The 21,187-nt window shown below is 72.1% G+C and carries 20 protein-coding genes; 5 read left to right on the top strand and 15 right to left on the bottom strand.

Translation table 11 applies throughout. The features are described 5' to 3' along the window. Positions 1 to 44: 44 nt before the first annotated feature. Entirely contained in the window at positions 45 to 1,928 is a 1,884-nt protein-coding gene (locus tag ACWGKQ_RS29320) for a Xaa-Pro dipeptidyl-peptidase (RefSeq protein ID WP_453294987.1), read from the bottom strand. A gap of 408 nt (positions 1,929 to 2,336) precedes the next feature. On the opposite strand from ACWGKQ_RS29320, the gene ACWGKQ_RS29325 reads away from it, so the two are divergent. The 3 genes from ACWGKQ_RS29325 to ACWGKQ_RS29335 all read left to right on the top strand — a co-directional run bounded on the left by ACWGKQ_RS29325 (position 2,337) and on the right by ACWGKQ_RS29335 (position 4,878). Beyond that, positions 2,337 to 3,350 carry an ArsR family transcriptional regulator gene (locus ACWGKQ_RS29325; RefSeq protein WP_453294988.1) on the top strand — a complete coding sequence of 338 codons (1,014 nt, stop codon included), beginning with the start codon at positions 2,337 to 2,339 and terminating at the stop codon, positions 3,348 to 3,350. Positions 3,351 to 3,497: 147 nt separating this feature from the next. Continuing rightward, positions 3,498 to 3,914 carry a hypothetical protein gene (locus ACWGKQ_RS29330; RefSeq protein ID WP_453294989.1) on the top strand — a complete coding sequence of 139 codons (417 nt, stop codon included), beginning with the start codon at positions 3,498 to 3,500 and terminating at the stop codon, positions 3,912 to 3,914. Between the two features lie 76 nt (positions 3,915 to 3,990). After that, positions 3,991 to 4,878 (top strand): hypothetical protein, encoded by an 888-nt coding sequence (locus ACWGKQ_RS29335; RefSeq protein WP_453294990.1) that lies wholly within the window; start codon positions 3,991 to 3,993, stop codon positions 4,876 to 4,878. 14 nt (positions 4,879 to 4,892) lie between these two features. On the opposite strand, the gene rbsD is transcribed toward ACWGKQ_RS29335, so the two are convergent. From rbsD to ACWGKQ_RS29385, 10 genes are all read right to left on the bottom strand, one after another. Continuing rightward, on the bottom strand, positions 4,893 to 5,282 hold the full coding sequence (rbsD, locus tag ACWGKQ_RS29340) for a D-ribose pyranase (RefSeq protein WP_453294991.1): 390 nt from the start codon (positions 5,280 to 5,282) through the stop codon (positions 4,893 to 4,895). Beyond that, on the bottom strand, positions 5,279 to 6,292 hold the full coding sequence (locus tag ACWGKQ_RS29345; RefSeq protein WP_453294992.1) for a ribokinase: 1,014 nt from the start codon (positions 6,290 to 6,292) through the stop codon (positions 5,279 to 5,281). Before ACWGKQ_RS29345 ends, rbsD begins: the two co-directional genes overlap by 4 nt. 73 nt (positions 6,293 to 6,365) lie before the next feature. Further along, complete coding sequence (locus ACWGKQ_RS29350) at positions 6,366 to 8,303, bottom strand: ABC transporter permease/substrate-binding protein (protein ID WP_453294993.1); 1,938 nt, start codon at positions 8,301 to 8,303, stop codon at positions 6,366 to 6,368. Then, positions 8,293 to 9,834 (bottom strand): sugar ABC transporter ATP-binding protein, encoded by a 1,542-nt coding sequence (locus tag ACWGKQ_RS29355; RefSeq protein ID WP_453294994.1) that lies wholly within the window; start codon positions 9,832 to 9,834, stop codon positions 8,293 to 8,295. The genes ACWGKQ_RS29350 and ACWGKQ_RS29355 overlap by 11 nt, the downstream gene beginning before the upstream one ends. Further along, entirely contained in the window at positions 9,831 to 10,874 is a 1,044-nt protein-coding gene (locus ACWGKQ_RS29360; protein ID WP_453294995.1) for a LacI family DNA-binding transcriptional regulator, read from the bottom strand. The genes ACWGKQ_RS29355 and ACWGKQ_RS29360 overlap by 4 nt, the downstream gene beginning before the upstream one ends. Positions 10,875 to 11,102: 228 nt before the next feature. After that, entirely contained in the window at positions 11,103 to 11,585 is a 483-nt protein-coding gene (locus tag ACWGKQ_RS29365) for a GNAT family N-acetyltransferase (RefSeq protein ID WP_453294996.1), read from the bottom strand. Positions 11,586 to 11,627: 42 nt separating this feature from the next. Further along, positions 11,628 to 12,434, bottom strand: coding sequence for a DUF5995 family protein (locus tag ACWGKQ_RS29370; protein ID WP_453294997.1), 807 nt, complete (start codon positions 12,432 to 12,434; stop codon positions 11,628 to 11,630). A 105-nt stretch (positions 12,435 to 12,539) separates the two neighbouring features. Then, on the bottom strand, positions 12,540 to 13,433 hold the full coding sequence (locus tag ACWGKQ_RS29375) for a 4Fe-4S domain-containing protein (protein WP_453294998.1): 894 nt from the start codon (positions 13,431 to 13,433) through the stop codon (positions 12,540 to 12,542). 121 nt (positions 13,434 to 13,554) lie between these two features. Further along, on the bottom strand, positions 13,555 to 14,337 hold the full coding sequence (locus ACWGKQ_RS29380; RefSeq protein ID WP_453294999.1) for a VOC family protein: 783 nt from the start codon (positions 14,335 to 14,337) through the stop codon (positions 13,555 to 13,557). A 113-nt stretch (positions 14,338 to 14,450) separates the two neighbouring features. Further along, complete coding sequence (locus tag ACWGKQ_RS29385) at positions 14,451 to 14,828, bottom strand: YybH family protein (RefSeq protein ID WP_453295000.1); 378 nt, start codon at positions 14,826 to 14,828, stop codon at positions 14,451 to 14,453. Positions 14,829 to 14,925: 97 nt separating this feature from the next. Here ACWGKQ_RS29385 and ACWGKQ_RS29390 point away from each other — a divergent pair, with 97 nt between their 5' ends. Beyond that, positions 14,926 to 15,858 carry a LysR family transcriptional regulator gene (locus ACWGKQ_RS29390; protein ID WP_453295001.1) on the top strand — a complete coding sequence of 311 codons (933 nt, stop codon included), beginning with the start codon at positions 14,926 to 14,928 and terminating at the stop codon, positions 15,856 to 15,858. A 45-nt stretch (positions 15,859 to 15,903) separates the two neighbouring features. On the opposite strand, the gene ACWGKQ_RS29395 is transcribed toward ACWGKQ_RS29390, so the two are convergent. Continuing rightward, complete coding sequence (locus tag ACWGKQ_RS29395) at positions 15,904 to 16,779, bottom strand: fumarylacetoacetate hydrolase family protein (RefSeq protein WP_453295002.1); 876 nt, start codon at positions 16,777 to 16,779, stop codon at positions 15,904 to 15,906. A 46-nt stretch (positions 16,780 to 16,825) separates the two neighbouring features. After that, on the bottom strand, positions 16,826 to 18,127 hold the full coding sequence (locus tag ACWGKQ_RS29400) for an amidohydrolase family protein (RefSeq protein ID WP_453295003.1): 1,302 nt from the start codon (positions 18,125 to 18,127) through the stop codon (positions 16,826 to 16,828). A 179-nt stretch (positions 18,128 to 18,306) separates the two neighbouring features. On the opposite strand from ACWGKQ_RS29400, the gene ACWGKQ_RS29405 reads away from it, so the two are divergent. Then, positions 18,307 to 18,750, top strand: a complete 444-nt coding sequence (locus tag ACWGKQ_RS29405) for an Lrp/AsnC family transcriptional regulator (protein ID WP_453295004.1) — start codon at positions 18,307 to 18,309, stop codon at positions 18,748 to 18,750. A gap of 38 nt (positions 18,751 to 18,788) precedes the next feature. Here ACWGKQ_RS29405 and ACWGKQ_RS29410 read toward each other — a convergent pair whose 3' ends face one another. Then, the gene (locus ACWGKQ_RS29410) at positions 18,789 to 19,964 is read right to left on the bottom strand and encodes a trans-sulfuration enzyme family protein (protein ID WP_453295005.1); all 1,176 of its coding nucleotides are present in this window, start codon (positions 19,962 to 19,964) and stop codon (positions 18,789 to 18,791) included. A 154-nt stretch (positions 19,965 to 20,118) separates the two neighbouring features. After that, positions 20,119 to 20,970: a PhzF family phenazine biosynthesis protein gene (locus tag ACWGKQ_RS29415; RefSeq protein ID WP_453295006.1), complete on the bottom strand. Its 852-nt coding sequence runs from the start codon at positions 20,968 to 20,970 to the stop codon at positions 20,119 to 20,121. Positions 20,971 to 21,187: the final 217 nt, after the last annotated feature.

Here is a 21,187-nt window from a genome sequence, read left to right on the forward strand (position 1 = left end):
TCCGTTTTGCCCCTGCCGTGTTCATGGATCCCATACCCAGGGAACTAGGTGGAGGGCCAGCCGGGTTGCCCGACCACCGGCAGCCGCAGGGACGTGTGGGCCAGATCGAGGGTGATCGTCGGCCGGTCGGCCGCACGGTAGGCGATGCCCCGGTCGGTCCCGGCGACGATCAGGGCGAGCCGGTGGCCGGCCGGGACGACGTGGTCGGTGCTCGCCAGCGTGAGCGTGAGGGTGTACGGCTTGCCGGGCGTGAGCGGCTGGACCCTGTGCGCGTCGGCGGCGGTGCCCAGCGCGGCCCAGCCCCGGCTGAAGACGGTGTTCGTGACGTGCATGGTGTCGGCCGCCGTCTTCTTGTAGCAGGCGCTGTCCTGTGCCGTGCTCTCACCCCAGCAGGACTTTCCGGAGACCGTGGAGATGCCCAGGCCGGCCGGGTGGTAGTCGCGGACGGTGGCCGGCCCCAGGTCGACCAGGACCGCCGACAGGTTCGCGGTCGCGGTCGTCGAGGTGGCGGTGACCGTGACCTTCGGGGCCCCGGAGACGCGGAGGGGCTTCACCAGCGATCCGGTGACGAAGCCGGCCTTCTCCCCGGTCGGCTGGTCGAGGTGCGCGGCCCAGTCGGTCTCGCTCTTCTCCGGATCGTCGGTGAAGGTCTCGGTCCCGCTCCCGGCGTGGGTACCGAGCGTGCCCACCCCCGGCTGCGTGCCCTGGCCGGGGCCGAGGGCCACGGCGGCCGTCGCCTTCGGCGGCCAGACGGCGTCCGTGGTCCAGTGGTCGGGGGTGCGTTCGATGTCGGCCATCGGCTCGCGGTCGATACCGTTGCCGTAGCCGAGGAGTGCGTGGTCGAACCAGCGGTGCAGGGTGTCGACCCAGGCGCCGCGCCGGTAGTCGAAGGGGTCGACGTGCCCGGTCTGGGAGAGCCAGATCTTGCGCTCGACGCCGTTCTCGGCGAGGGCGTCCCACCACTGGCCGAACTCCTTGGTGCGGACCGTGAGGTCCTGCTGACCGTGCACGACGAACACGCTCGCCCTGACCTTGTCCGCGTCCGCCACATAGTCCCGCTCGGCCCACAGCGGCGACCAGTCGCCGGACTTGACGGCGGCCGGTTCGCCGAGCGGCTTGTTCACGGCGGCGCAGCGCTTGCCGGCGGCGTCGCTCTCGACCGTGCGGATCAGCGCACCGGGCGTGGGCGCGCTGCCGACCAGCCAGGTTCCCTGGGAGAAGTAGGCGTCGTACCAGGAGGAGATGGAGCTGATCGGGACGATCGTCTTCAGCCCCTCGACGCCGGTGGCCGCGACCCCGTTGGCGATGCTGCCGTCCCAGCTCTTGCCGATCATCCCGGTGGCGCCGTCGGTCCAGGTGGCCCGTGCGCGGGTGGTGCCCGTATGGCTGGTGTAGCCGGGGGCGCGCCCGTTCAGCCAGTCGACGACGGATTTCGCGGACCGGATGTCGATGGGCCCGCCGGCGTCCGTGCAGCCGTCGGAGCGGCCGGTGCCGGGGAGATCGACCGCGACGAAGGCATAGCCGCGCGGGACGAAGTAGTTGTCGTAGAAGAGCGGGAAGCGGACCGGCCGCCCGCCCGCGTCGTAGGTCTTCTTCTGGTTCTCGTTGCCACGACCGCAGCAGGAGTAATAGGGACTCGCCTCCATGATGACCGGTATCTTGCGGCCCTTGGCGGCCGGTTCACCGGGGCGCACGATGTCGACGGCCACCCGGTCGTGCTTTCCGTCGCCGTCCTCGTCGAGCCCGGTGTCGACCCAGACGGTCTCCCGGACGGCCTTCTGGTACGAGTAGACCGGCTCGCTCTCTCCGGAAGGGCCCGCCGCCCCGGCCGCCGCCCCGGCCGGGCCGCCCGCCCCCGCGACCGGCGGACTCGTCGAGGAGGAGCAGCCGGAAAGCAGGACGGTGACCGCGGTCAGGGTGAGGGCCACCGTCGTGAGCGGCTTTCGGCGTCGGCGTTCGCGAGGTGATGCCACAGATCGGTAGGGATGCACGAACGGGTAACCATCTGGCCCCCGTCGGAGGTTGCCACGCCGCGGGACGGCCCGGCCCGGACCGGACCGGAAAAATCTTGTTCCGGCGTACAACCCTCCCCCCACCCCGCCGGTCTCACTGGGCGTCAGGGCTTTCGGAGGGGGATCCGGGGGGATCACGGGGGTTCTGATGCGGAGGGGGTAAGCCGAGGGGGTTCGGTCGACGGACCGGGCCCCCTCGAAGCATGTCCCGGTCCGCCGCGCGGGCGCGGTGCCGTCGCGGCCGGTTCCTGTGTTGTTCCTGAGTGCCGTGTGCCCCAGGCTGCTCCTGAGCGGGACGAATGTTCGACTCGGGGGGCGGTTTTCGTGCTGCGTATTCACTTCACGACTCAGGATCTGGCCCGCGTCCGGATGGCGAGCGAACCGGACCCGCTCTGGGAGATCGCCTGCAGCCTGCACCGGTTACAGACCGCGCGGGGCCGCTGGGCGTACGCCGACTGGTACCGCGAGACCCGGACCACCCTCAGCGGCACCCCGCTCGGTGCGGCCGTCCGCCGGCTCCTGATCCCCGTGCTGCCCCGGGCCCGCTACCTGCCCGACTTCCTCACCCCGCACGACGCCGCCGACGGCCTGGACCGCGGGCTCGCCGCGATCGTCGACACCCCGCCCGAGCGGGTCGCCCACGAGATCCAGCTCCTTGACCGGTTCAGCGGCGCCCCCGACTGGGCGCCCCGGCTGCTGGAACGCGAGGCCAGGGAGGAGCTGGCCGGACTCCTGCGCGCCTACCACGAAGCGGTCATCGCGCCGCATGCGAGCCGCATTCTCGCCACGGTCGCCGCGGAGCGCGCCCTGCGCGGCCGGGAAGCCCTCGCGGCCGGGGTCGACGGACTCCTCGCCGGCCTGTCACCCGCGATCCGCTGGCAGCCGCCGGTCCTGCACGTCGACTACGTCGAGGACCGCGACCTGCACCTCGCGGGCCGCGGACTGCGCCTGGTCCCCTCCTACTTCTGCTGGCAGTCGCCGGTGTCGATGGCCGACGACACCCTCCAGCCGCTGCTGGTCTACCCCGTGCACGGCCTCCGCGCGCCCACCCCCGAGCGCCCGTCCGACGCCTCGCTCGCGGCACTGCTGGGCCGCACCCGGGCGGCCGCGCTGCGGTCCCTCGCACTCGGCGCGACCACCTCCGAACTGGCCGGATTCCTCGGGGTGTCGGTGCCCACGGCCACCCACCACACCACCGTGCTGCGCGACGCCGGCCTGGTCGTCAGCCAGCGCCACCACAACACCGTGCTGCACACCCTCACCCCCCTGGGCGCCGCGATGCTCAGGGCAACTCCGCAGCGCGCGCCGCGGCCCGGTCTCACCCCACGGGCCACGTGAAAGTCCCGAGCGCCGACGGAGCGGCGAACTCCGCGGCCCGGCGAGGGACTTTAGAGCTCCGTCGAAAGACGTGGTCCGCGTGGCACGTGCTCTGCGAGCGTTCCGGGTGACCGAGGCACCCACACCCGATCACCACCAGGGGGAACCATGAGGAAGGCCATCGCCGCCGGCGTGTTCGCGCTCGTCTCCGCCGCAGGCTGTCTGGTGCTCGCGCCCGCCGCGTCCGCAGCCCCGGACGCCTGCGTGACCGTCACGCTGAAGACCGGCGCCTACGAAGGCGTCGGCGACACGGCGAAGAAGTCGGCGACCAGCAGTTGCAACGACCTCAACCTGACCTACTCCGACGACTCCACCTCCACGATCGGCGACGACTACGCCGGCCGCCTCTACCACACCTCCACCGGTACCTGGGTGACCTGCAACAAGGGTTACGTCTGGGCCAGCGACGGCAGCCACAGCGTCAACGACTCCACCTACGCGCTGTGCACCGTGGTGAGCGACAACACGAAGTTCACGGTGGCGAGCAAGATCGACGGTGGCGACACCGTCCACATCACGCACTGACCCGGTTCAAGAGCTCCATGGGTGCCGCGGGCCCGAGCGGTCCGCGGCACCCGCCTCCACCCGTAGGCAGGACCCCATGATCCGGATGCTCCGTTCGGCCCGCCCCGCGCTCGCCGCCGCCACCCTCACCCTGCTCGCCACCGCCGTCACCGCCTGCACGACCGGCGAGGCCGCGCAGCCCGCCGCCGGCCCCCGCGCGGCCACCGTGACCCCGGCCCGGCTCGGCGACACCCTGCCGGCCGACCCCGTGCGCATGGTCCTGCCCACGACCGGTGCGGAGTCCCGCTGGAGCCAGGGGCTGGAGGTGTTCGTGCAGCAGGTGCAGCGGGCCGCGGCCGTCTCCTGCGCCCGCGCCCGCGGCTTCACCCTGCCCGCCCAGGTGCCGATCGCCTTCATCCGCTACTACGAACTCCCCGACCTGGACTTCATCGACCGCCACGGCACCAGCGAGAGCGCCACCGTGCCCGCGCCGTCGGCGAGCCCCGCCCCCGCCCGGACCGGAACCGCCGCCGAGACACGCGCCTGCCTCGCCCGGGGAACGGCGGCCGCCAAGGCACTGCGCGGCCGCTACGCCGAGGTCCAGGGGCAGTGGTTCGGCACGCTCACCGCACTGCGCCGGGACCCCGCGACCCTCCGCGCGCTGCGCACCCTGCCGGACTGCCTGGCCCGGTACGGCATCCGGGCCCGTGACGAGAACGCCTTCTTCGCCCTCGCCGACCGGCTGATGCAGACCGCCGACGCGAGCGGACTCCCGGCGCGGGAACACGAGTTGGGCCAGGCGTACGCCGCCTGCATGCGCCCGGTCGAGGCCGTGCGCGAACCCGCACGCGCCAGGCTGCGCACCCGTTTCCTCGCGGCCCCCGAACACGCCGACGCCGTCCGCGCGCTGCGCACCAGCCTCGTCCCGGCCCTGCGCGCCGCCGGGAAGCGGTACGGCGTGCCCCTGGTGTTCCCGGAGCCGTAGCGGCCGTACCGGCCCTAGAAGAACACCCCGCACCGCAGCAGCACGTTCGCGTACGGCCGGGCCTCCCCGGTCCGTACGACCAGACGCGCGTCCGCGGACAACTCCTTCAGCCGCTCGTGCGGGACCAGCGCGAGGTCGGGAAAGTGGCCGTCCAGGAGCCTGGCGGCGGCCGGGTTGGCCTCGCGTACCTCCGTCGCCGCCGTCGCGCCCTCCACCACCAGCTCCGCCAGCAGCCCCTCCAGCACCTCGGCGAAGGACGGCACCCCGGCCCGGAAAGCCAGGTCCACGACCCGCGGCCCCTTCGGCACCGGCATCCCCGCGTCGCACACCAGCACCCTGTGCCCGTGCCCCAACTCGGCCAGCGCACCCGCGAGATGACGGTTGAGGATCCCCGCCCGCTTCACAGCATCCCGCCTTGACCACCAGACCCGGGCGCGCTGTCCGACCCCCGGCCGGGGGTCCGGCCCGCGGCGGAGCCGCTGTCGGATGCTGCGTCCCCCGGGACAGCACAGCGCAGCGCGTCCACCTCCGCCGCCGTCGGGTACGACTCCTGCGCACCCCGCTTCGTCACCGCCGCCGCCCCGACCCGCGCCGCGTACGCCGCCGCCTCGGCCAGGGTGGCGCCGCCGCCGAGCCGGACCGCGAGGGCCGCCGTGAACGCGTCCCCGGCGCCCGTGGTGTCCACCGTGGCCACCTTCACGGACGGCACCGAGGCGACCTCGTGGCCGTCGGCCACCAGCGCCCCCTCCGCGCCCAGGGTCACGACCACCGACTTCGGGCCCTTGGCCAGCAGGAGCCGCGCCCAGTCGGCCGGTTCCTCGCTCACGCACGCCTCGCCGAGGATCACCCGCGCCTCGTGCTCGTTCACGATCAGCGGGTCGCAGGCCGCCAGAACCTCACCGGGGAGGGGCCGCGGCGGGGAGGGGTTGAGCACGAAACGGCTGCCGGGGGCCAGGTTCCGTACCACCTCCACGACCGTCTCCAGCGGGATCTCCAGCTGGGTGGAGACCACCCGGGAGGCGTGGAAGAGGCAGACCGCGGCCCGGACGTCCGCCGGTGCGAGACGGCCGTTCGCGCCCGGCGACACCACGATGCTGTTGTCGCCGGAGGGGTCCACGGTGATGAGGGCGACCCCCGTCGGCGCCCCGCCCACCAGCACACCCACCGTGTCCACCCCGGCCGCCCGCTGCGAGTCGAGCAGCAGCCTGCCGTGCGCGTCGTCGCCGACCCGGGCCAGCAGGGCGGTCCGGGCACCGAGCCGGGCGGCCGCGACCGCCTGGTTGGCGCCCTTGCCGCCGGGGTGCGTGGCGAGGTCGCCGCCGAGCACGGTCTCACCCGCGCCCGGCCGCCGCTCGACGCCGATCACCAGGTCGGCGTTGGCGGAGCCCACGACCAGGAGGTCGTAGTCGTACATCACATGACTCCCTAGAGAAACGGGTCGAGGCGGCCGGGGCTCAATTCAACCGCCCGGCCGCCTCCTCGATGGCTCAGCCCGTGAACCCGGCCACGTTGTCCTTCGTGACCACCTTCACCGGCACCTTGATCGCCGACGGGATCTTCTGGTCCTTGACGGCCCTGAGGGCGTTGTCCACGGCGATCTTCCCGAGCTGGCTGGGCTGCTGGGCCACCGACGCGTACAGCGTGCCGTTCCTGACCGCGGTCAGGCCGTCCGGGGTGCCGTCGAAGCCGACCACCGAGACCGACGAACCGGCCTTGGAACCCAGCGCCTTGATCGCGCCGAGGGCCATCTCGTCGTTGGCGGCGATGACGCCCTGCACGTCCGGGTGGGCCTGGAGCAGGTTCGACATCACGTCGAGGCCCTTGGTGCGGTCGAAGTCCGCGGGCTGCTGGGCGACCACCTGGATGCCGGGGTAGGCCTTGAGGCCGGCGGCGAAGCCCTGCGCCCGCTCCCGGGCGGCGGAGGTACCGGCCTGGCCCTGAAGGATCACGATCCTGCCCTGGCCGCCGAGCTTCTCGGCGATCGTCTTCGCGGCCAGCTCGCCGCCGGCGACGTTGTCGGAGGCGACCAGCGTCGCCGTCGTGGCGTTGTTGACGCCGCGGTCGACGGCGATCACCGGGATATCGGCCTTGTCCGCGGTCTTCACGGAGTTGCTCGCCGCGTCCGAGTCGACCGGGTTGACGATGATCGCGCCGAGCCCCGAACTGGTGAAGTTCTGCAGCTGGTTGGCCTGCTGCGAGGCGTCGTTCTGGGCGTCGGTGACGGTCAGGTCCACGCCCTGCTTCCTCGCCTCGGCCTGGGCACCGGCCCGGATCTGCACGAAGAAGGGGTTGTTGAGGGTGGACAGGGACAGGCCGATCTTCGGGTTGCCCGAGGAGGAGCCGGTGTGCAGGACGGAGGTCGCGGCGACCAGGGCCACGGTGACGACCGCCGCGAGCGCGTACGTCCCGGCCTGCCTGCCCTTGCCGCCCCCGGTGCCGGCCGCGAGCGGGGTGGCGCCGGCCTTGCGGCGCACGGTGTCCAGGAGGACCGCCAGCGCGATGACGACACCGATGACGACCTGCTGCCAGAACGCGGACACGTTGAGCAGGTTGAGGCCGTTGCGCAGCACCGCGAGGATCAGCGCGCCGATCAGCGTGCCGGACGCCTTGCCGGTGCCGCCGGCCAGCGAGGCGCCGCCGATCACGACCGCCGCGATGGCGTCCAGTTCGTAGCCGTTGGCGGCCTGCGGCTGCGCGGAGGACAGCCGGGCGGCCAGCACGATGCCGGCGACGGCCGCGAACAGCCCCGACAAGGCGTAGATGGCGAGCTTCTGCTTGTTCACCCGCAGCCCGGACAGCCGGGCGGCCTCCTCGTTGCCGCCGATCGCGTACATCGAACGCCCGATGTAGGTCCGGCCGAGCACGAAGGCAGCGATCAGCCCCATCAGGACCATGACGAGGACCGGCACCGGCAGCCACCCGCCGAGCGTGTCCCCGAGGTGGGAGACCGAGTCCGGGAAGGCGATGGGGGAGCCGCCGGAGATGACCAGCGCCAGGCCGCGGCCCACCGACAGCATGGCGAGCGTCGCGATGAACGGCGGCAGCTTGCCGTACGCGATGAGGAAGCCGTTGACGAGACCGGCCGCGATGCCCGTGGCCACGGCCAGCACGACGGCCAGGAACACCGGCACCCCGTGCGAAGTGGCGCTCCACGCCAGCACGGTGGCCGACAGGGCCGCCACCGAGCCGACCGACAGGTCGATGCCGGCCGAGACGATCACGAAGGTCGCGCCGAAGGCCAGGATCGCCGTCACGGCCGCCTGGACGCCGACGTTGAGCAGGTTGTCGGTGGTGAGGAAGTCCCCGGACAGCGCCGACATGGCGATGACGAGAACGATCAGCGCGGTGAGCGCGCCGTTGTCGAGGAGCAGCCGGCGCACGCCCGCGGCGCCCGTGCTGCTGTTCTTGAGCGTGTCAGTGGCCACGTCCGGCCTCCTTGTCGGTTGTGGTGGGGGCGGCGGTTGCGGTGGGAGTGCTGACGGCGAGTGCCATCACGGCGTCCTGGGTGGCCTCGTCCGCGGCCAGTTCGCCCGCGATCCGGCCCTGGGCCATCACCAGCACCCGGTCGCTCATCCCGAGGACCTCCGGCAGATCGCTGGAGATCATCAGTACGGCGGCCCCGGCGGCCGTGAGCTCGTTGATCAGCTGGTAGATCTCGACCTTGGCGCCGACGTCGATGCCACGCGTCGGCTCGTCGAGGATCAGCACCTTGGTGTCGGCGAGCAGCCACTTGCCGATGACGACCTTCTGCTGGTTGCCGCCGGAGAGCGTGCGCACGTGCTGCCCGAGCCCGGCCATCCGCACGCCCAGCTGCCCGGCGATCCGCTCGGCGGCCGCGTGCTGCCCCTTGAGGTCGACGATCCCGGCCCGGGTCGCCCTGCGCAGGGTCACCAGGCCGAGGTTCTCCTCGACCGAGGCGTCGAGCACCAGCCCCTGCCCCTTGCGGTCCTCCGGGACGAGCCCGATCCCGGCCGCCATGGCCGCGGTGACGTCGTACCGCCGCAGCACCGTACCGGAGACCTGCACGGCCCCCTTGTCGTACGGATCGGCTCCGAAGACGGCCCGTACGACCTCCGTACGGCCCGCACCCACAAGCCCGGCGATCCCCACGACCTCCCCGGCGTGCACCTCGAAGCTCACGTCGTGGAAGACCCCGTCCCGGGTCAGCCCCTGGACGGACAGCAGCGCGGCCCCGGTCTCGGCTCGCTCGCGCGGGTACTGCTGCTCGATTGACCGCCCGACCATGAGCCGTACGAGCTCGTCCTGCGGGGTGGCGGCGGGCACCTGCCCCACGCTCTTCCCGTCCCGGATCACCGTCACCCGGTCCCCGAGAGCGGCGATCTCCTCCAGGTGATGCGTGATGAAGACGATCCCCACCCCGTCCGCGCGCAACTGCCGCACGATCGCGAAGAGCCTCTCCACCTCGTCCGAGGTGAGCACGGCGGTCGGCTCGTCCATCACGAGCACGCGCGCGTCCAGGCTGAGCGCCTTGGCGATCTCGACCATCTGGAGCCGGGCGATGCCGAGTTCACGGACCCGCGCGCGGGGCGACACGGTCACGCCGACCCGCTTCAGCAGGACCTCGGCGTCGGCCTCCATCCGCTTTCGGTCGATCATCCCGAAGCGGCGCGGCTGCCGGCCGAGGAAGATGTTCTCGGCCACGGTGAGGTCGGGTACCAGGTTGAACTCCTGGTAGATGGTGGCGATCCCGAGCCGCTCGGAGTCCTGCGCACCATGGATGCGCACCTCCTTGCCGGCGGCCAGGATCCGCCCGGCGTCGGGGGTGTAGGCGCCGGAGAGCATCTTGATGAGGGTGCTCTTGCCCGCGCCGTTCTCACCGAGGAGCACGTGCACCTCGCCCCGGCGCAGATCGAAGTCGACGCCGTCGAGCGCGACCACGCCGGGGAAGGACTTGCGTATGCCCTCGATGCGCAGCAACTCGTCCGGGTTGCTCACGACGTGCTCCTTTGCACAGGGGTGGGGGACTGCGGGGGGTGGGGGTCGTGGCCCTCGCCGCACGAGCGGCGGACGACGAGCCGGGCGGGGAGGGTGACGGACCGCGCGGGCCGGCCCTCGATACGGTCGACCAGCGCGCGTACGGCGGCGCGGCCGAGCTCGCCGGTCGGCTGGGCGATGGCGGTGACGGGCGGGTCGGTGTGGACGAACCAGGGGATGTCGTCGAAGGCGGCCAGTGCTATGTCACATGGCACCCGCAGCCCCCGCGCCCGCACCGCGTCCAGCGCACCCAGCGCCATCAGGTTGTCCGTGGCGAACACGACCTCGGGCGGCTCGGGCAGGTCGAGGAACCCCTCGGTGACCCGCCGCCCGCTCTCGGCCTGGAAGTCGCCCTGGCCTATGTAGGCGTCGGGGAGGGGGACGCCGTGCTCGGCGAGGGCCTCGCGGAAGGCCCGCACACGTTCGCTGCCGGTGGTGGTGGCCGCCGGTCCGCCGATGATCGCGAGCCGCCGGTGCCCCAGCCGGTGCAGGTGCGCGACGAGGTCCCGTATCGCGGCCTGCCCGTCCGCCCGTACCACCGGCACGTCGACGCCCGGGATCCACCGGTCGACGAACACCATGGGCGTCCCTGCCCGCGCCGCCTCCAGCATCAGCGGCGAGCCGCCGTCGGTGGGGGAGACGAGCAGCCCGTCGATCCGCCGGTCGAGCAGCGTCCGTACGTGGTGGTCCTGGAGCTCCGGCCGCTCGTCGGCGTTGCCGATGATGACGCTGTAGCCGAGGGCACGGGCCGCCTCCTCGACCGACCGGGCCAGTTCGGTGAAGTAGGGGTTCATCACGTCGCTGATGACCAGGCCGAGGGTGCGGGTCTGGTCGGTGCGCAGGGAGCGGGCGACGGCGTTCGGGCGGTAGCCCAGCGTCTGGACGGCGGCCCGTACGCGGGTACGGGCGTCGTCGCTGACCGACGGATGGTCGTTCAGGACCCGGGACACCGTGGCGACGGAAACGCCCGCCTCGGCGGCCACGTCCTTGATGCTCGCCATCGCCGCTCCACCTCCTCGTGGAATCGATTACACGACCTCGTGTACCGAGGATTGGAATCGATTACACGGGCGTCGGGCAAGGGGCCGGAGCTGGCCGAAATCCAATCGTGACCGAAGGGGGAACCGGAGGGGACTGGCCCACTTGTGGCCTGACCTGTGGAATTCCGGCATGACCCGAAGCGAACTGGCGATCTACCTCCGAGACCTCGTCCGCCGCCGGCGCGGCCTCTAGACGGTCTTGCGCATGGACATAGAGGTCACTTCGTAGCCATTGCGGCGGTACAGGGCGATGGCCGCCTCGTTGTCCCCGACGACGTTCAGGCCCAGCGCCGTCCTGCCCTCGCCGGCGACGATCTTCTCGGCGGCCGCGAGAACGGCGGATCCGTACCCGAGGCGCCTGAACGGCTCGAAGACGTTGATGTCGTACAGCCACGCGGAGCTCGCGCTGCCCGAAGCCCGGCCGGGATCCGGGCCGATCCACGCGTTCCCCACCGCCTCGCCGGCTTCGTTCTCCGCCGTCAGGAGATGATGGCCGGCCGTGTCGAGACCATCGGGCAGGAACCTGGCCGTGCCGCTCCGGACCCGCTCGCGCGCGATTTCTTCAGGCATGACCCTGCTCAGTACATGCACCGACTCGGCCTCACGGTGCTCGGTCGCGGCGCCGTACTCTGCCGGAGTCATCTTCCGCAGGATCACCTGCTGCACGGTCATGCCACCATCCTCGACCGGTCACGTGCGGCAGCACCAGCCGATTCACCCAGGACCGGGGGAACCGGACGGTGTCCGCCGGGCGGCGGAGGCCTGCTGTACGGCGTTGTCCAGATGGCTGATGACCGTCGGCACGTCGTCGCTCTCGGTGTGCCGGATCAGCTCCAGGGCCGGCCGGACGACGCCGCCCGGCCGCGCTATCAGCCGGGCGAGTACGGTGGCCCGGCTGTCGAGCCGTTCGATGGTGGCCGCGCGCTCCTCCTCGTTCTGGCCGGCCAGCAGGACGGCGTTGTGCCATGCCTCCGCGCGGGACTCACGGACGCTGAAGTCGAGGATCCGCTCGTCGGAGCGGCCTCCGACCTTGTCCAGCAGCGACAGCAGGGGCGACAGGGCGTCGACGGAGTCCTGCACCGCCAGCACCACCCGCGCGAGGATGTCGTTGATCAGCAGGAAGTCGTGCCGCAGGGCCTGGATGTCCTCGCCCGGGACCGTCCGTGCGGCGGCGACGGCCAGGTCGAGGTTGATGTGGGCGTTCACGCCCAGGATCAGGTGCTGGACGATGACGGTGTCGGCGTCGTCGAGCAGCCCGAACGTCTCGCGCCAGCAGCGCGGCCCGCTCCGGTCACGGCGCCAGGCGTCGTACGCGTCGAAGTAACGGTTGCCGAAGAGCGTGTCGAAGCGGTCCATGCGGGCGCCGTCGTCGAACAGTCCGGCGTGTATGGCGGCGCGGATCTCGACGGTCACCTGGCGGTACAGCGCCGCGAAGTACCCGATCCGGTCACCGGTGCGGCCGGCCTCCCGCACGATTCCGGCAAGCCCGTCCACGACGTCATCGATGTTCTGTGCCGCCATGCCCAACTCCCCTTCCCCGTCCCCTGGTTGCAGCTCCGTCCTACCACCGCACAGCGGGGGACGGAGCGGAACGCGGACATGGGTTGTCGGGCCGGGCGAGAAAACTCACCAGCGCACCGCGGTGAAGTCCACCGGGCGGGGCCGGAGTTCCCGGGTGCGGGCCGCCAAGTGCCGTAGCCGGGCGGCCATTTCCTCGCGGGGGAGACGGCGGCGGTCTCCGTGCCCCGGCAGCAGCCACTCGAAGGGCAGCCGGTCGGCGGCCCGGGTCAGCGAGGCGGCCAGTTCGCGGATGGAGTACCAGGTGACGCTGTCGACCACCTCGATGTCCGCCGTCGTACGCGACCAGTAGAAGCTGTCGCCGCTGAAGCAGTACCGCTCGTCGGCCAGGTAGAGCACGCTGCCCCGGGTGTGCCCGGGGAAGGGGAGGGCGAGGACGCCGTCGGCGATCTCGGTCGGACCGGTGCCGCGCAGCACCCGGTCGGCGTCCGGGGCGGCGTCGAGATCGCCCTCGTGGATCCAGAGCCGGGCGCCGAACTGGTCGGCGTAGCGGCGGCCGTGCGCGGCGTGGTCGCGGTGAGTGAGGAGCACGTCGGTGACGGGCCCCGACGCCTCGTGACGGGCGGCGAGCGCCGGGCTCCAGCGCGGTGTGTCGATCATCATCGACGTGCCGTCGGGGCGTTGCAGGAGGTAGGAGTTGGCGCCGGCGGTGTGCGGCGAGTTGTGCCCGCACAGCAGCACGGTGCCGGTGTCGTCCAGGGCGAGCGGGAAGGGGTCCCGCGCCGGGTCCAGGCGGCCGCCCGGGGGACGGACGGAGCGGGTGGGACAGGCATGCGCCGCCGCGTGCAGGCGCTCCGCCTCCGCCGCGTCGCGCGGCTGGCGCAGGACCGCCGAGCGGCCCGACACCTCCCCGATGAGCCCCGGGGCGAGTTGCCGCGCCGCATCGCAGTTCGTGCAGCGCTCGTCCACCCGCCAGCCGTGCACGGCCTGTCCGGTCCCCATGACCCCGTCCCCTTCCGTTCCCTCACCGCCGGTCACCTCAGGGGTATCCCGGGCCGTACGGAAAGCGGAAGGGGGTCAGGGTCTGGTGCTTACGGCAAGGAGCCACTCTGCCGCCGGCGGCTCACATTTCCTTCGGCTTGAACACCGCGAAGGTCGCGCCCTGCGGGTCGGCGACCACGGCCATCCGGCCGGCCATCATCTCGAACGGCGGTGCGAACACGGTGCCGTTGCGCTTGACCAGGGCATCCACGGTGGAGTCGACGTCGTCGACCGCGAAGTAGGTGAGCCAGTGCGGCGGGACGCCGGGGCGGTCGTCGCCGAGCCGGGCGGCGCCGCCGACGCCCCGGCCGCCGACGTTCAGCGACCAGTAGTTCCCGCCGGCGCCCTCCATCGGCTGGATCTCGATCCCGAAGGACTCGCCGTAGAAGCCGGTGGCACCGAGCACATCGCTGGTGTTCAGCTCGTTCCAGATCAGCGTGCCCGGCTCGTTGACCAGCCCGGCGCCGTGGAAGTCGCCCGGCTGCCAGACCCCGAACACCGCGCCCTGCGGGTCGGCCGCGATCAGCATCCGGCCGATGTCGCCGACGTCCATCACCGGGGCGATCAGCGTGCCGCCCGCGGAGACGATGGTGTCCTGGGTGGCCTGGGCGTCGGTGCTGGCCAGGTAGGTGGTCCACACGGTCGGCGGCTCCGGCTGCCCCTCCGGCGCCATGGCCGCGCCGATGCCGGCCACCGGCTTGCCGTGCAGCGTGCAGACCGCGTACCCGCCGAAGTCGGCCCCGCCGACCTCGCCCTGCCAGCCGAACAGGTCACGGTAGAAGTCCAGCGCCGCCTGCTGGTCCTGCGCCATCAGATCGACCCAGCACGGGGTGCCGGTCGGGTACGGAGTGGTGATCTCGGGCATGTGCATTTCTCCCTGCGCGCGAAGAAGTTCCCCGCCGCCCACCTTCACCGTCCCGGCCCTTTCCCGCCACCGGAACCACCGAGGTTTTACGGTCGGCTCCGGTGGCGGCCGGGTCACGCTCCCCGGCTCTCCGGTGCCGGGGCGAACTCGGGCTGGTCGAGCAGGCGCAGCCAGCTGCCGTCGGGCTGGCGCCTGACGACCTGGGCCCGGGCGCCGGTCCCGTCCTTCGGCGGGGTCGACGTGAGGGCGATGTCGCCGCTGAGCAACGTGGGCAGCGGCTGTTCCGGTTCGAAGCGGGGACCGCCCGCCAGCACCTTCTCCCACAGCGCGCGGATCGCCTCCCGCCCCACCGTCAGTTCGCCGGGCGGGAAGGCCAGCACCGCGTCCTCCTCGTAGAGCGCCGCGACCCCGGCCGCGTCACCGGCGTTGGACCGCTCGACGAACAGGCGGGTGATGTCCTCGGGCCGCATGGCCTTCTCGTACTCCGGCATGGATACCTCCTGAGGTCGGGCTCCGGTACCTCCAGCCTGGGCGCCCGCCGATCAGAAGTCCAACAGATTGATGTTCTGCAAACTAGAATCCAGAGTCATGGAGTTGAGGCAGCTGGAGTACTTCGTGGCGGTCGCCGAAGAGCGGAACTTCACCCGTGCGGCCGAGCGGGTGCACATCAGCCAGTCCGGCGTCAGTGCCCAGATCCGCCAGCTCGAACGCGAGCTCGGTGCCGAGCTGTTCGACCGGTCGGCCCGCACGGTCACCCTCACCGCCGCGGGAAGGGCCGCGCTCGCCTACGCCCGGGCCGCGCTCACCGCGGCCGGGGCGGTCGGTCAGGCGGTGGGCGAGGTGACCGGCCTGATCCGGGGCCGGCTCACCGTCGGGATGGTCACCGGCTGCACCCTGACCCCGCTGTTCGACGCCCTCGCCGCATTCCACGAGGCGCATCCCGGTGTGGAGATCCTGCTGCTGGAGGACAGCTCCGACCGGCTCGTGGAGGGCGTGCGCGGCGGGGCCGTGGACCTGGCGCTCATCGGCGCCGCGTCCGCCGCGCCCGACGGGCTGGAGTCGCTGACGATCATCAGCGAACGGCTTGTCGCGGCGGCCCCGGCCGGACACCCCCTGGCCGGGCAGGAGCGCGTCACCCTGTGCGACCTGATGAGCCATCCGATCGTGTGCATGCCGACCGGCACCGGCCTGCGCGCGGTGTTCGACCAGGCCTGCGCCGAGCGGAGTCTTCGGCCCGCGATCGCGCTGCAGGCCAGCGCCCCTGACGCCATCGCCGACCTCGCGGCCCGCGGGCTCGGTATCGCCGTCCTCAGCGACTCGATGGCCGCGGGCCACCGTGACCGGCTCGTCGCCCGCACCATCGACGATGTCGAGGCACCGGCACTGCTGGCCCTGGTGTGGAGGAGCGCGCCCCATCCGTCGGTGCGCGAACTGCTCGTGCACAGCCGGCGGGCGTTCACCCGGTCCGGCTTCGTTCAGGACGGGCAGGATGCTCAGGATGTTCGGGATGTTGAGAAGTAGGGGGCGAGCCTGCGCCGTGCCCGGCTCGCCCCCACCCTCTCCGTCCTACTTGCTCCGCACCGTGTTGCGCAGGGTGCCCAGGCCGGTGACGGTGCATTCGACGACGTCGCCCGGGGCGAGGAAGCGGGGCGGCTGGAAGCCGATGCCGACGCCGGCCGGGGTGCCGGTGGCGATGATGTCGCCGCTCTGCAGGGTGATCCCCGCGGAGATGACGCGGACGAGCTCCGGGACGGCGAAGATCAGGTCCGCGACGGGTGCCTTCTGGCGGGGTTCGCCGTTCACCGTGGAGGAGACCACCAGCTTCGCGGGGTCACCGACCTCGTCGGCGGTGACCGCCCACGGGCCCATCGGCGCGAAGGTGTCCAGGGACTTGCCGAGCAGCCACTGCTGGTGGTCCCGTTGCAGGTCCCGGGCGGTGACGTCGTTGATGACCGTGTATCCCCACACATGCTCCAGGGCGCGCTCCGCGGGGATGCCGCGTCCGCCACGGCCGATGATGACGGCCAGCTCGGCCTCGTAGTCCAGCGCGGACGTGACCCCGAGGTGCGGGTCGATCTCGTCGTACGGCCCGGTCACGGCCGTGGGTACCTTCGAGAAGACGATCGGCACGGCCGGGACGGCGTCGACCCGGTCCGGCTGTTCGTAGCCGGAGCGGCCGAACTCCGTGATGTGGTCGCGGTAGTTCTTGCCGACGGCGAACAGGTTGCGGCGCGGCCGCGGGATCGGTGCCAGCAGCCGGGGCGTCTCCACCACCGGCAGACCGGTGGCCGCGGCGATCGGCGGGCCGAAGTGCTCCCATGCGTCGATGACGTCGAGGAGCGAGCGGTCGCCGACCACCTCGCCGAGGTCGTGCACCCTGCCGGCGTCGTCCGCGCGGCCGAGCGACACCCGCCCGGATTCGGTGAATGTCACCAGCTTCACGGGTCAACCTCCTTGTTCCTGAGACGAGTCGAGCTGTGCGGAGCGGTCACGCGGTCTTCGGCTGCGGGCGCCAGGTGCCGTCCAGTGGGACGCCGGCGGCCGCCGCGACCCGGTCGCGCGACTCCAGCAGGCGGGTCCGCAGTGCCCGCAGGTCCACGTCGACCAGTACGCCGTCCCGCTTCACGACGCGGCCCGCGACGAGAACCGTGTCGACCAGGCCGGGGTGGCCGGCGGCGACGATCGTGCCGGCCGGGTCGGTGACCGGGAAGACGGTGAGGTCGTCGGTGCGCAGCAGGATCACGTCGGCTTCCTTGCCGGGGGTGAGGCTGCCGGTGCGGGCGGCGAGGCCGAGTGCGTGGGCGCCGTCGACGGTGGCGAACTCCAGCAGGTCACGGGAGTTGAGGCCGCCGTCCAGCCCCCGCTGCACCACGAAGGTGGTGCGCATGGTGGAGAACATGTCGCCGCCGACCGACGGGACGTCGTCGATGGAGAGCGTCGGGCGCAGGCCGGCGGCGAGCATCCGGCCCGTCATCGGCCGGCCGAAGCCCATCTTCAGCTCGACGTCCGGGCTGATGGACACCGAGGCGCCGGCGTCGGCGAGCATCCGCATCTCGTCGTCGCCGAGCCCGTTGGCGTGCACGAACGTGGTGGTGTCCCGCAGCAGGCCGTGCTCGTGCAGGTCGGCGACCGGGCGCCGGATCCCTTCGGACTCGACGTGCAGGCTGCTCCGCAGGTTCAGCTCGGCCGCCAGCTTCAGCTCGTCGGCGACGGTGTCGAAGGAGGTGTCCTCCGCACCGCGCAGCCCGAACGACATGGTGAGCAGGCCGTCGTCGCCGGAGAGCACGGACCGCACGCGGCGGATCTCGGCCTCGACCGAGGCGTTGGTGCCCCAGCCCGCGCCGTGGCAGAAGACGGACCGTCCCGGCGCGTCCCGCAGCGCCGCGACGCCGGCGTCCGCGTGCTCCGGGCTCTGCGCGCAGTGGAACCAGTCGAGCATCGTGGTCACACCGGAGTGCAGGGCCTCCAGGCGGCCGAGCAACGTCCCCAGGTAGACGTCCTCCGGCTGGTAGCGGGGCTTCAGCGTGCGGTGCATCGCCTGCGCCCACTCGGGGAACGTCCAGTCCGCGCCGATGCCGCGGAACGCGGTCTGCCAGCTGTGCCGGTGGGTGTCGACGAAGCCGGGCATGACGATCCGGTCGGTCGCGTCGATCACCTCGGCGTCGGGGGCCTCGATGGTCCCGGCCACCTCGACGATCACGCCGTCCTCGATCAGCACGTCACCGCGTTCGAGATCGCCGACGGCCGGGTCCATGCTGACCACGGTGCCGCCGGTAAGCAGGATCCTCATGAGAAAACTCCTCTACGAAACTTGGCGAAAAGTGGTTGTTTGTCCGAATTCGTGATGCGGACAAGTCTTCCCGGGCGGCGCGTCGATGTAAGCGGATCCCGGCAACGTTGGCAGGAAATTGCGCCGGAGCGGGGCACCAGATGGTGCTAGGGGAGCGAGGCGGGCAATAATCTGCCCCCATGGACGAAGTGGATCGGGCCATCCTCACCGTGCTCGAAAAGCACGGGCGGATCAGCAACGCCGAGCTCGCCGCGCGGGTCGGCCTGTCGCCGTCCCCGTGCCTGCGGCGCGTGCACCGGCTGGAGGAGACGGGGGTGATCCGCGGCTACCGGGCGGAGATCGACCCGGCGGCCGTCGGGCGCAGCCTCCGCGTGTTCGCGGGCGTCCGCCTGATGCGGCACAAGCGCGGCGACGTGGCCGCGTTCGAACACGCGGTCGTCCGACTGCCCGAGGTGGTCCACGTCCACCACGTCACCGGAAACTACGACTACCTGCTCCAGGTCGAGGTCGCCGACCTGCCGGCCTACGAGGACTTCCACGCCAACCGGCTGGCCGACCTTCCCGGCGTCGCCACCGTCAGCAGCTACGTCACGATGAAGACGCTCTCCGCCCCGACCTCGTGAGTACGGGGCGGTTCAGGACCCCGTGAGCGCGGGGCCGTTCAGCCGGTGGCCGTCACCGTGTCGGCCGCCGCGACCACGTCGGCGACCAGGTCGGCCGTGTCCTCCGTGCCCGCGGCCAGCCGGACCAGGCCCGCCGGAACCGCGGCGGCGATCTGCTCCTCGTCGAGCATGCCCCGCCACATGGACGCCGGGTGCACGGCCAGCGACTCCACGCCGCCTAGGCTCGCCGACCGGCGGGCGTAGCGCAGCCGGCCGAGGAACGCGTCGGCCGCCGCGAAGCCGTCGGTGAACTCGACGCTCAGCACCCCGCCGAACCCGCTCATCTGCTCGGCGGCCAGCTTGTGCTGCGGGTGCGAGGCCAGGCCGGGGTAGTGCACCCGGCTCACGGCGGGGTGGGCCTCCAGCGCCTCCGCGAGCGCCTGCCCGTTGGCGTTGTGCCGGGGCAGCCGCAGCGGGAGGGTGCGCATGCCGCGCAGCAGCAGCCACGCGTCGAACGGGCCGAGCACGGCACCGGTGAGCAGACCGGCGTCCCAGACCCGGTCCAGGAGCTCGGCCGGGCCGGCCAGCACCCCGGCGGACACGTCGGTGTGGCCGTTGAGGTACTTGGTCGCGCTGTGCCAGACCAGGTCGATGCCGAAGTCCGCCGGGCGCTGGTTCAGCGGGGTGGCGAAGGTGTTGTCGGCCATGGTCAGGACCTCGTGCGCGCCGGCCAGGTCCGCGACGGCGCGCAGGTCGGTGATCTGGAGCAGCGGGTTGCTCGGGGTCTCCACGAGGATCAGGCGGGTCTGCGGGGTCAGTGCCTTCGCGAACGCCTCGGGGTCGGTCTGGTCGACCAGGGTGGTCGACACGCCGAACCGGGGGAGCAGGTTCAGCAGGACGGACGCCGTACCGCCGTAGGTGGACCGCTGCCCGATGACGTGGTCGCCGGCGGACACCAGGGCCAGTACGGCGGTGGTGAGCGCGGCCATCCCGGACGCGGTGACCATGGCCGCCTCGGTGCTCTCCAGTTCCGCGACGACGGCCGCGACCTGGGCGTGGTTCGGGTTGCCGAAGCGGGTGTAGAAGTCCTGGCCGCGCGGTTCGACCGCGGCCTGGGCGAACGTGTCGCCGTCGGGGGCCGAGAAGGCGGCCGTCTGGTAGATGGGCGGTGCCACGGCGCGGTTGGGGAGGACCTCACGATCGGCGTGGACGGTGACTGTGCTGCTGCCCGGCATGGTTGCGTGCCCTTCCGTGGTCCGTCGGTGTGACGTCGTCAAGAGTGACCGACGGACGTGCGGAAGTGAGCCGATCTGGGCAATATTGGCAGCAAGTTGCGCCGCATTGTGAGTACAGAATTGTGCTAGCAGATCGTCTCGCGCAATTTTGTGCTCACACGACGATGGTGCCGCGGATGCAGACGGTGGTGGCGCCGCTCACCCAGACCGTGCCGTCCGCGTCGGCGGAGACCTCGATGGTCGCGGCCCGGCCCACCCGCGCGCCCTGGGAGACCCGGTAGGCGGCGGGGGCCGCGCCGGTGCCGGTGAGCCACTGCCCGACGCCGGCGTTCATGCTGCCGCAGGCGGGGTCCTCGGGCACTCCGACGCGAGGCGCGAAGGTGCGCAGCTCGAAGTCGTACGGGGAACCCTCGGGGTAGGCGCCGATCGCGCCCACCATCGCGTCCGGGATGCGGGAGAGGTCGGGTTCGAGGGCCAGCACCTCCTCGGCCGTGGCCAGCCGGAGCACCGCCCAGCCCGGCCCGTTGTCGACCCACTGGTGGGCGAGGACCCGGTCACGGCCGATGCCGAACGCGGCCACGATCCGCTCCAGGTACCCGTCGTCGAGTGCGCCCTCGCGCACCAGCGGCGGGGCGGCGAAGGACAGCACGCCGTCACCGCGGCGCACGGTGACCAGACCGGCGGCGCACTCCTGCACGATGCGGTCGGCGTGCCGGGGCGCACCGCCGCCGTCCAGCCAGGCGCGCGCGGAGCCGAGGGTGGGGTGCCCGGCGAACGGCAGTTCGCCGTCGGGGGTGAAGATGCGCAGCCGGTAGTCCGCCTCCGGGACGGTGGGAGCCAGCACGAACGTGGTCTCGGACAGGTTGGTCCACCGCGCGACGAGCTGCATCTCCTCGTCCGTCAGGTCCGCCCCGTCGAGGACGACGGCGACCGGGTTGCCGCGGTAGGGGCTCGTCGAGAACACGTCGACCTGGACGAAGGAACGGGTGCGCGGCGGCATGGTCATCACGGCCTCTCGGTGACGGAATCAGCCTCCATCACAACGGGTGCCCATGCGGTCGGGACATGGCCAGTGACGACAAAGTGGCCTGGCTTGAGCCGATGCGGATGCTCACCCGGTACGAACGGGAAGGCGTGGATGTCTCTTCGTACCGGTCTTTCCTCCCTGTCCTGTTTTCGCAGTTAGCTTGATCGCGGCCGTTCCGGAAGCGAACAGGGGTGAT

The sequence above is a fragment of the Streptomyces sp. NPDC054770 genome (assembly GCF_053611985.1).

Bases quoted from the DNA above. Each gene is read 5' to 3' on its own strand.
- ACWGKQ_RS29380 (WP_453294999.1), bottom strand. From the start codon at position 14,337: ATGCCCGAGATCACCACTCCGTACCCGACCGGCACCCCGTGCTGGGTC.
- ACWGKQ_RS29385 (WP_453295000.1), bottom strand. From the start codon at position 14,828: ATGCCGGAGTACGAGAAGGCCATGCGGCCCGAGGACATCACCCGCCTG.
- ACWGKQ_RS29400 (WP_453295003.1), bottom strand. From the start codon at position 18,127: ATGAGGATCCTGCTTACCGGCGGCACCGTGGTCAGCATGGACCCGGCC.
- ACWGKQ_RS29415 (WP_453295006.1), bottom strand. From the start codon at position 20,970: ATGACCATGCCGCCGCGCACCCGTTCCTTCGTCCAGGTCGACGTGTTC.
- ACWGKQ_RS29390 (WP_453295001.1), top strand. From the start codon at position 14,926: ATGGAGTTGAGGCAGCTGGAGTACTTCGTGGCGGTCGCCGAAGAGCGG.
- ACWGKQ_RS29360 (WP_453294995.1), bottom strand. From the start codon at position 10,874: ATGGCGAGCATCAAGGACGTGGCCGCCGAGGCGGGCGTTTCCGTCGCC.
- ACWGKQ_RS29335 (WP_453294990.1), top strand. From the start codon at position 3,991: ATGATCCGGATGCTCCGTTCGGCCCGCCCCGCGCTCGCCGCCGCCACC.
- ACWGKQ_RS29410 (WP_453295005.1), bottom strand. From the start codon at position 19,964: ATGCCGGGCAGCAGCACAGTCACCGTCCACGCCGATCGTGAGGTCCTC.
- ACWGKQ_RS29365 (WP_453294996.1), bottom strand. From the start codon at position 11,585: ATGACCGTGCAGCAGGTGATCCTGCGGAAGATGACTCCGGCAGAGTAC.
- ACWGKQ_RS29330 (WP_453294989.1), top strand. From the start codon at position 3,498: ATGAGGAAGGCCATCGCCGCCGGCGTGTTCGCGCTCGTCTCCGCCGCA.
- ACWGKQ_RS29375 (WP_453294998.1), bottom strand. From the start codon at position 13,433: ATGGGGACCGGACAGGCCGTGCACGGCTGGCGGGTGGACGAGCGCTGC.
- ACWGKQ_RS29345 (WP_453294992.1), bottom strand. From the start codon at position 6,292: ATGTACGACTACGACCTCCTGGTCGTGGGCTCCGCCAACGCCGACCTG.
- ACWGKQ_RS29370 (WP_453294997.1), bottom strand. From the start codon at position 12,434: ATGGCGGCACAGAACATCGATGACGTCGTGGACGGGCTTGCCGGAATC.
- ACWGKQ_RS29405 (WP_453295004.1), top strand. From the start codon at position 18,307: ATGGACGAAGTGGATCGGGCCATCCTCACCGTGCTCGAAAAGCACGGG.